The 9088-nt window shown below is 65.9% G+C and carries 9 protein-coding genes; 3 read left to right on the top strand and 6 right to left on the bottom strand.

Going from position 1 to position 9088, the window contains the following annotated elements:
• Positions 1–30: 30 nt before the first annotated feature.
• The gene (locus ACMZPQ_RS01215) at positions 31–510 is read right to left on the bottom strand and encodes a glutathione peroxidase (RefSeq protein ID WP_197584454.1); all 480 of its coding nucleotides are present in this window, start codon (positions 508–510) and stop codon (positions 31–33) included.
• Between the two features lie 130 nt (positions 511–640).
• Here ACMZPQ_RS01215 and ACMZPQ_RS01210 point away from each other — a divergent pair, with 130 nt between their 5' ends.
• The gene (locus ACMZPQ_RS01210) at positions 641–2809 is read left to right on the top strand and encodes a M3 family metallopeptidase (RefSeq protein WP_197584456.1); all 2169 of its coding nucleotides are present in this window, start codon (positions 641–643) and stop codon (positions 2807–2809) included.
• Between the two features lie 197 nt (positions 2810–3006).
• Here the strand turns inward: ACMZPQ_RS01210 and cfa are convergent, their stop codons facing one another.
• From cfa to ACMZPQ_RS01195, 3 genes are read right to left on the bottom strand one after another with little or no spacing between them, the layout of a single operon-like run.
• Positions 3007–4122 (bottom strand): cyclopropane fatty acyl phospholipid synthase, encoded by a 1116-nt coding sequence (gene cfa / locus ACMZPQ_RS01205; protein WP_197584170.1) that lies wholly within the window; start codon positions 4120–4122, stop codon positions 3007–3009.
• 19 nt (positions 4123–4141) lie between these two features.
• Positions 4142–5023, bottom strand: a complete 882-nt coding sequence (locus ACMZPQ_RS01200) for a DUF3298 domain-containing protein (RefSeq protein ID WP_197584172.1) — start codon at positions 5021–5023, stop codon at positions 4142–4144.
• 37 nt (positions 5024–5060) lie between these two features.
• Entirely contained in the window at positions 5061–5363 is a 303-nt protein-coding gene (locus tag ACMZPQ_RS01195; protein WP_197584173.1) for an N-acetyltransferase, read from the bottom strand.
• 209 nt (positions 5364–5572) lie between these two features.
• Here ACMZPQ_RS01195 and ACMZPQ_RS01190 point away from each other — a divergent pair, with 209 nt between their 5' ends.
• Positions 5573–5734 carry a hypothetical protein gene (locus tag ACMZPQ_RS01190; RefSeq protein WP_197584175.1) on the top strand — a complete coding sequence of 54 codons (162 nt, stop codon included), beginning with the start codon at positions 5573–5575 and terminating at the stop codon, positions 5732–5734.
• A gap of 58 nt (positions 5735–5792) precedes the next feature.
• Here ACMZPQ_RS01190 and ACMZPQ_RS01185 read toward each other — a convergent pair whose 3' ends face one another.
• Together ACMZPQ_RS01185 and ACMZPQ_RS01180 are read right to left on the bottom strand one after the other, a co-directional pair.
• The gene (locus ACMZPQ_RS01185; RefSeq protein ID WP_197584177.1) at positions 5793–6419 is read right to left on the bottom strand and encodes a rhomboid family intramembrane serine protease; all 627 of its coding nucleotides are present in this window, start codon (positions 6417–6419) and stop codon (positions 5793–5795) included.
• Between the two features lie 7 nt (positions 6420–6426).
• Complete coding sequence (locus ACMZPQ_RS01180) at positions 6427–7992, bottom strand: POT-type proton-dependent oligopeptide transporter (RefSeq protein WP_197584179.1); 1566 nt, start codon at positions 7990–7992, stop codon at positions 6427–6429.
• Positions 7993–8154: 162 nt separating this feature from the next.
• On the opposite strand from ACMZPQ_RS01180, the gene ACMZPQ_RS01175 reads away from it, so the two are divergent.
• Positions 8155–9003, top strand: coding sequence for an endonuclease/exonuclease/phosphatase family protein (locus tag ACMZPQ_RS01175; protein WP_197584181.1), 849 nt, complete (start codon positions 8155–8157; stop codon positions 9001–9003).
• The last annotated feature ends 85 nt before the right edge of the window (positions 9004–9088 follow it).

Genomic DNA, 9088 nt, shown 5'->3' with positions numbered 1-9088 from the left:
CCCCCCCCCCCCCCCCCCCCACTACCCCCTTCACAGCAGTGCTTCGATTGCGCCGCGCAGCTGCTCCGGCCGGGTGGTGGGCGCATGCCGCGACACCACCCGCCCCTGGCGGTCAACCAGGAACTTGCTGAAATTCCACTTGATGCGGGCACTGCCGAGCAGGCCACGCTTCTCGCGCGCGAGCCATGCCCACAGGGGGTCGGCCCCCTCGCCGTTGACCTCGATCTTCTCCGACAACGGAAAGCTGACCGGATAGTCCTGCGAACAGAACTGGCGGATCTGTGCGGCATCGCCGGGCTCCTGCGCGCCGAACTGGTTGCACGGGAAGCCGATCACCACCAGGCCGCGCTCGCGGTAGTCCTGCCACAGCTGTTCCAGCCCGGTGTATTGCGGGGTGAAGCCACAGCGGCTGGCCACGTTGACCAGCAACAGGGGACGGCCCTGGAACCCGGCCAGCGCCTGCGGTTGGCCGTCGAGGTCGCGGAAGCTGAAATCGTAGGCGGTGGTCATGATGGCGGGGCGTGGGCGGTGATTGCATGGTACCCGCGCCCGGCCCCGGCAACATGCCTTTTGACACAAGTGCGGGCGCCGCCGGCCGGGTTACCCTCGGGCCCTTGTTTGCCTTACCGGAGTTCCTACCTTGACCACTCGCCTTGCCCTTGCCGTGGCCATGACCCTCGGCCTTGCCCTGCCCGCCTTCTCGGCCGGCGCCGCCACCCCGGCCGCCAGCAGCACTGCCCAGCAGGCCAATCCGTTCTTCGCCGAAAGCCCGCTGCCGCTGCACTTCCCGCAGTTCGACAAGATCAAGGACAGCGACTTCGCCCCGGCCTTCGACGCCGGCATGGCGCAGCAGCTGAAGGAAGTGGAGGCGATCGCCAACAACAAGGCCAAGCCGACCTTCGACAACACCATCATCGCGCTGGAAAAGAGCGGTGATGTCCTCGACCGCGCGACCACCGTGTTCTTCAGCCTGGTCGGCGCCGACACCAACGACACCCGCAAGAAGCTGCAGGCCGACTACTCGGCCAAGTTCGCCGCGCACAGCGATGCGATCGCGCTGAACGGCAAGCTGTTCGCGCGCATCCAGGCGCTGTATGACACCCGCAGCCAGCTGGGCCTGGACGCTGAAGGCGTGCGCCTGGTCGAGAAGTACTACGACAACTATGTGCGCGCCGGCGCCAAGCTGTCCGAGGCCGACAAGGCCAAGCTGAAGGCGATGAACGCCGAGCTGGCCAACCTGGGCACCAAGTTCAGCCAGAACGTGCAGTCGGAAGTGAACGCCTCGGCGATCACCGTCGACGACGTCAAGGAGCTGGACGGCCTGTCCAAGGAACAGATCGCGGCCGCCGCCGAAGCCGCCAAGGCCCGTGGCCTGGAAGGCAAGTACGTGATCACCCTGCTCAACACCACCGGCCAGCCGCCGCTGACCAACCTGGCCAACCGCGCCCTGCGCCAGAAGATCTACGAAGCCTCGGTCAGCCGTGGCAGCCGCGGTGGCGAGTTCGACAACACCGCACTCGTCTCCCGCATCATGCAGCTGCGCGCCGACAAGGCCAAGCTGATGGGCTTTGCGAACTTCGCCGCCTACAACCTGACCAACCAGACCGCCAAGACCCCCGAAGCGGTCAACGCGATGCTGGGCAAGCTGGCCCCGGCCGCGGTGGCCAATGCCAAGCGCGAAGCCGCCGACCTGCAGGCGATGATCGACAAGGAGCAGAAGGCCGCGCGCAAGCCGACCTTCCAGCTGGAACCGTGGGACTGGGCGTTCTACAGCGAGAAGGTGCGCCAGGCCAAGTACAACTTCGACGAGTCGCAGCTCAAGCCGTACTTCGAACTGAAGAACGTGCTGGAAAACGGCGTGTTCCACGCGGCTGGCCTGGAGTTCGGCCTGACCTTCAAGCAGCGCACCGACCTGCCGGTCTACCACGATGACGTCACCGTGTACGACGTGTTCGACGCCGATGGCAGCCAGCTGGCGATCTTCATCTTCGATCCGTATGCGCGCGCCTCCAAGCGTGGCGGTGCGTGGATGAACTCCTACGTCTCGCAGTCAAAGCTGACCGGCTTCAAGCCGGTGGTGGCCAACCACCTGAACATCCCGAAGCCGCCGGCCGGCCAGCCGACCCTGCTGACCTGGGACGAGGTGAACACCACCTTCCACGAGTTCGGCCACGCCCTGCACGGCATGTTCTCCAACGTGAAGTACCCGTACTTCTCGGGCACCTCGGTGCCCCGTGACTTCGTTGAGTTCCCCTCGCAGGTCAACGAGATGTGGTCGGACAACCCGGTCATCCTGAAGAACTACGCCAAGCACTACCAGAATGGCAGCGCGATGCCGCAGGCCCTGCTGGACAAGGTGATTGCCGCCTCGAAGTTCAACCAGGGCTTCGCTACCACCGAGTACCTGGGTGCGGCGATGCTGGACCAGAACTGGCACCAGATCGGCCCGGACCAAGTGCCGGCCGCCAAGGACGTGATGGCGTTCGAGCGCGCTGCGCTGGAGAAGGATGGCATCTACTACGCGCCGGTCCCGCCGCGCTACAAGACCCCGTACTTCAGCCACATCATGGGCGGCTACTCGGCCGGCTACTACGCCTACATCTGGTCGGAAGTGCTCGATGCCAACACCCAGAAGTGGTTCAAGGACAACGGCGGCCTGAGCCGCAAGAACGGTGACCACTTCCGTGCCACCCTGCTGTCCAAGGGCGGCAGCGTCGACGCGATGCAGCTGTTCCGCGATTTCGCCGGCCACGAGCCGCAGATCGAGCCGCTGCTGGAGAAGCGTGGCCTGACCGGCGCCGGCAACTGATCGCCCGTTCGGTAGCGTGAAACGAAAACCGCCCGGGAGACCGGGCGGTTTTTTTTGTGTCATCCACGCATGGCGTGGATCTACGGGTGGCGTGGATTCACGGGTGGCGTGGATTTACGGGTGGGTGCCGACCGTTGGTCGGCACGATCCTTCCGGGCCATGAACCCCGGCATCGTCCATCCACGCATGGCGTGGATCTACCGTGGCGCGACGTACCCGCCCGGCACGCCTTCCGGCGACAGCACCAGTTGCCACAGCTGCGCATGCCGGCAGCGGAAGGTGGCCATCGACCCGGCCAGGTAGAACCGCCACATGCGCCGGAAATGCTCGTCATAACGTGCATCCAGCCGCGGCCACGCGGCTTCCACGTTGCGCCGCCAGGCCTGCAGGGTGAGGTCGTAATCGGTGCCGAAGTTGTGCCAGTCCTCCAGCACGAAGCGCCCTTCGAACGCCTTGCTGATCTGCACCGCCGACGGCAGCATCGAATTGGGGAAGATGTAGCGCGCGATCCACGGATCGGTGCGGTGCCGCGAGATGTTGGTGCCGATGGTATGCAGCAGCAGCAACCCGCGCGGCGATAGGCAGCGCCGGGCCACCTCGAAGAAACTTGAATAGTTCTTGTCACCGACGTGTTCGAACATGCCGATCGAGAAGATGGCATCGAACGGCTCATCCAGTTCGCGATAGTCCTGCAGGCGGATCTCGATCGGCAGGCCGGCGCACAGCTCGCGGGCGAACGCGGCCTGCTCCTGCGAAATGGTCACGCCGACCCCGCTGACGCCGTAGCGCTCGGCGGCGAACTTCAGCGCCTCGCCCCAACCGCAGCCGATGTCCAGCACGCGCTGGCCCGGGCGAAGGCCCAGCTTGCGGCAGACCAGGTCGAGCTTGGCCTCCTGCGCAGCGTCGAGATCACCGGCATTGCGCCAGTAGCCGCAGCTGTAGACCAGACGTTGGCCAAGCATCGCCTGGTACAGGTCATTGCCGAGGTCGTAGTGGCGGCGGCCAACTTCGTAGCTGCCCTGCCCGGCCTGCAGGTTGAACAGGCGCGCCTTCAGCGCATCAGCCACCTCGCGCCAGCCGTGCACCCGTTCGTCCAGGTGCGCCTGCATCAGGTGGACGAGGAATTCATCGAGGACGTTGGCGTCCCACCACCCGTCCATGTAGCTCTCGCCGAGGCCGAGCGAGCCGTGCGCCATGACCCGCGCGAAGAAGCGCGGGTCATGCACCTGGATGTCCTGTGGCTGGGTGCCGCCGATGCGGACCCCGGCTTCGTGCAGCAGGCCGGCGACCCGCTCCTGCAACCCTGTATCCACGCCACCTCCTCGACTGCGGTCAACCGCGTGCGAACAGCTCCACGTAGTCCTTGGCCACGTGCGGCAACACCACCGCCGCCGGGACATCGGCGGTCTGGGTGCCGTCCGAGTATGGACCCACCTGGTACGGCGGGAAAACAAAGCGCAGCGCGGTGATCTGCCCCTTGTCGTCGGTCAGCGGCTGGAACTGGCTGAAATTGTCGGCCTGCGGGCCGGTACCGTCGGCAATCATGCGCGATGCGTTGCGCAGCGATTCCTGCAGCTGGGCCGGGTCCATGTCCTCGCCACTGAGGCGGGTGGCCACGCGCTCGCGCAGCTGGTCGGCGACGAAATCACTGATGGCCTTCCAGCCCTTGGCATCGGCCACCAGCTTTTCAGCACTGAGCATCTGCTGGTGCTGCGGCAGCCATACGAAGCGGGCCACCAGCGGCTCGCCGTGGGCGCCACCGGTGTAGCGGCTGCCATCGGCACTGACCACCACCAGCTGCGGGGTTTCCAGCAGCTTCTCGAAGCTCAGCGACAGTTCGTAGGGCATGGTCGGCTTGTCGTTGCCAAGCCCGTCCAGCGCCTGCTGCAGATCGCTGCGTGCGCTGGTGGCGTAGTCCTGCAGCGCGCGCGCCAGGCCCGGATAACGATCGATGCCGGCCGGGTAGCTGATGCCCACCACTTCGCGTTCGTTGTTCTCGATCACATCGCGCAGGTCCAGCGGCGCTTCCGTGGCAGGCGTTTCGCCTGCTGCGGTGGCTTCGGCGGCAGGTGCCGCGTCGGTCGCCGGAGCTGGCTCGCTCTCACGCTGGCAACCGGCCAGCAACAGCACGCCCACCACGCCGGCCAGCACGCTTCCGCGCAGTGGCCGGTTGTTTCCAGTCTTCATCGGGATCCCCTGTTCATGTTTGTACATCATCGCCTGCCCTGGCTGAAGCGTGGCCCGCTGGCATTCAGCCAACGAGCAGGTCGTGATACTCCTCGTGCCGCTGCAGGAAGGCTTCGGCGTAGGCACACGTCGGTACCACCTTGTACTTCTGTTCGCGTGCAAAGCGCAGTGCAACGCGGGTCAACTCACCGGCAATACCGCGGCCGGCAATCGGCTCCGGCACTTCGGTGTGGGTGATGACCATGCGCCTGCGCTTGATCTGGTAGTCGAGCACCGCCAACTGTCCACGCACACGGGCGGTGAAGCGATGGTTGGCCAGGTCGTGCTCGACCTCGTAGGCCAGACCGGGGGGCGTGACCGAAGCCATGGAACTGTCTCCTGCGACGACTGCGTGGATGGTGCGCAGCCGGGCGCCATGATCGTGTGAAGCCTGAACAGGGGCAAGTCCGGCCCATTCACGTCAGTTTCCGCCCCTCAAGCTGGAGCGTGCGCGGCCGCTATCGCCTGTGGAGGGTTACGGCCAGGCTGGCATGGCCCTTGCGAACATTGATCATGCGCACCCCCGCGGAGGCTCCGATGCACCCCAGCGACACCCATTCCGATACCGACCGCGCCCTGCTGGAGGGCCTGCTGCAACTGGCGGTGGAAGGGCAGACCGAAGACCAGGATTTCCAGCGCATCGGCGAGGAAGTGTTCGCCCGCCTGCTGGATACCTACGGCCAGCAGACCCCGGCCTGACCGGTAGCCGGGGCCCAGCCCCGGGGGTCGGATCCAGCGGATCCGACCCCAGCCACCCTCAACCGCCGCCGAGGCGGAAGGTCGGGTTGGACAGCTCGCGCAGGAAGTGGCTGAAGATGCTCGGCTGCATGGCGAGCATGAAGATGACACCGAACGCCGCACCGGCCAGGTGTGCGCTGTGGTTGATGCGATCGCCGCCGCGCTTGTCCATCCAGATGCTGTAGCCGACGTAGAACGCGGCATAGACGATGGCCGGCGCCGGGATGAAGAACACCAGGATGATCGACCACGGCTTGATCAGGATGAAGGCGAACAGCACCGCCGACACCGCCCCGGACGCGCCGAGGCTGAGGTAGTTCGGATTCTTCTGGTTCTTCAGGTAGCTGGGCAGGATCGAGACCAGCAGCGCACCGATGTAGAACGCCGGGTAGGTCAGGTAGCTGCCGGTCAATTGCACCATCACGCTCTCGATGAAGCCCCCGAAGAAGAACAGGGTGATCATGTTGAAGATCAGGTGCGACCAGTCGGCATGGATGAAGCCATAGGTCACCAGCCGGTCGTACTGGCGGTGGCGGTCGATGGCCGGCGGCCACAGAATCAGGCGGTCGGCCAGCTTGCGGTTGTTGAACGCCATCCACGACAGGATGGCGGTGATGGCGATCAACAGCAGATTGACGGGGGTCATGTCAGGCTCAGGCGCTACGGTAGTTGTCGACCATACGATAGCGTTTCGCGTACCAACCGAAGGCCAACGCCGCAACGAAGGCGAATCCGGCGAAGAAGAACATCAGGAAGGCCGCCTCGCTCAAGCCGGTACTGGCGATCTTGTGGGTCACCGTGTCATTGCGTACGGCAGCATTGGACAGCAGCACCCACAGGTTGCCGATGGTGGTGGTCAGGTTCCAGAAGCTCATCACCACGCCCTTCATCGCCTGCGGCGCCTGGCTGTAGGCGAACTCCAGCCCAGTGGCCGAGACCAGCACTTCACCGAAGGTCAGCAGTGCGTACGGCAGCATCTGCCAGAAGATCGACATGGCATTGCCACCGTCCATCACCACCTGGATGCCGCCGACCACGATCCAGGCCAGGCCACTGAAGGCGATACCGGCGGTCATGCGGCGCAGCGCGGTCGGCTCGAAGCCGAAGCGACGCAGCGCCGGGTACAGCACCAGGTTGTTGAACGGAATCAGGATCATCACCAGCAGCGGGTTCAGCGCCTGCATCTGCGAGGCGGTGAACCAGCTCGGCATCTGCATCTGCTGGCCCTGCAGGACCCAGGTCGACGCCTTCTGGTCGAACAGCGAGAAGAACGGCGTGGTCAGCGCGAAGATCACCAGCACGCGCAGCACCGAGCGCACGCCCTCCACGGCCTCGGCCGGGTGCTGGCCGCGGGCGCGGTCCAGCTGCAGCCAGGTGCCACCGCCGATGCCGGCCAGGATGGCAACCAGCGCCAGGCACAGGCAGATGACGATACCCAACGAGCCGACCAGGCCGAACGAGGCCACCGCCAGCATCAGGCCGAGCACGGCGATCACCAGGCCCGGACGGCCCTGGCCGGCGACGCGCGCGGTCAGGGCGGTGCGCACCACGTTGGCGAACGAATGCGGGTCCTTCGGCGGCAGCGGCACCAGCACGTAGCGCTTGCGGCCCAGCCAGAACACGAAGGTGGCCACGAACATCAGGATGCCCGGGATACCGAACGCCCACTGCGGGCCCCAGTTCTTCAGCACCAGCGGGATCAGCAGCGAGGCGAACAGCGAGCCGAAGTTGATGATCCAGTAGAACGCGTCGAACACGATCTTGGCCAGGTGCTTGTTGCTCTGGTCGAACTGGTCACCCATGAACGAGGCCACCAGCGGCTTGATGCCACCGGCGCCGAGCGCGATCAGGCCCAGGCCGAGGAAGAAGCCCTCGCGACTGTTCTCGAACAGCGCCAGGCACAGGTGGCCGGCGCAGTAGACCAGGCTGAACCAGAGGATGGTGTGGTACTTGCCGAAGAACTTGTCGGCCAGCCAGCCACCGAGCAGCGGGAAGAAATACACGCCGATCATGAAGCTGTGCATGATGTCCTTGGCTTCACCGGCACGGCCTTCCGCAGTGATTTCCTGCAGCAGCAGCGAGGTGATCAGGAACTGCACCAGGATGTTGCGCATCCCGTAGAAGCTGAACCGCTCGCAGGCCTCATTGCCGATGATGTACGGGATCTGGCGCGGCATCTTTCCCTGGCCGGCGATGGGGGCGACTGCGTCGTGGCTCATCCTGTAAGGCATTCCTGCAAAGCGAAAGGCGCAAGGTTACCGGAACCCGGGCTTGCGAGGCACGCTGCAGGGCTGCATGACAACGGTGCCAATCCATGGCAGGCAGTCCTGGCCCTGCCGAAAGTCACGGCACCTCCACGACAAAAGCGTAAACTTATCGTTATGCGCCCCCTCGCCCACGCCCGCCTCCTGCTCAGCTGTCTTGCGCTGCTGTTGGCGTTGCAGGCCCAGGCCCGGCCGCAGGCACCGGCCGCCGCCAGCGGTGACGCCGAGCCCCGGCAGCTGACCGTGGCCGCGCTGGAACTGCCCAGCCGCGATGACGCGCAATGGAAGCAGCGCCGCGAGCAGGTCGCGCAGCTGTTGACCGAACTGCAGCCCGACGTGATTTCGGTACAGCAGGTGCTGCAGCAACAGGGCCGCAACCCGGCATGCTGGCTGGCCAGCCGGCTGCGCTACAGCTGCGACTTCGTGACCGCCGATCCGCCCAGCCAACCGCTGCGGCATGGCAACGCCATGCTGACCCGGCTGCCGGTCAGCGAGGACGGCGTCACCCTGCTGCATCCGCCCGGCATCTTCAGCGCGGCCGGCATGATGCGGCTGAAACTGGGCGAGGCACTGGTCAACGTCTACATCGCACGGCTGCGCCCCGACCCGGACGACACCACTGCCCGCCAGCACCAGACCAGCGATCTGATGACCTGGATCGGCGCCACCGCCGAGGGCATGCCCAGCCTGATCGCAGGCGATTTTTCCGCCAACACGGTGGAGCTGGTGCGCAGCACGCCGGGCTTCCAGCCGGCACGTCGCAATCCCGGCGGCCGTCCCGAGCCGCCTGCGGCCAGTGGCGGCGGCGCCAGTGGCCACGGCCTGGACGTGCTGTTCCAGGTCAAGCACTTCGGTGGCATCCGCCAGCAGCCGATCCTGCTGCCGGCCGACGGCGACCTGCCCGGGCTGCGCCTGGGCGTGATGGCGACCCTGCGCCTGCAGGGTGTGCCGGCCACGAGCGAATAACCCCGCCTTCGGCGCCGATGGGTGCCGGTTGTGGGTGCCGACCTTGGTCGGCACATCCCTGCCGCGCGCGCAGATACTTCCGTGC

The organism is Stenotrophomonas maltophilia (genome assembly GCF_047497515.2).
In the GTDB taxonomy this organism is placed as follows: Bacteria; Pseudomonadota; Gammaproteobacteria; order Xanthomonadales; family Xanthomonadaceae; genus Stenotrophomonas.
Note: the sequence above shows the minus strand (reverse complement) of the source record. Positions and strands in the feature narration are given on the sequence as shown.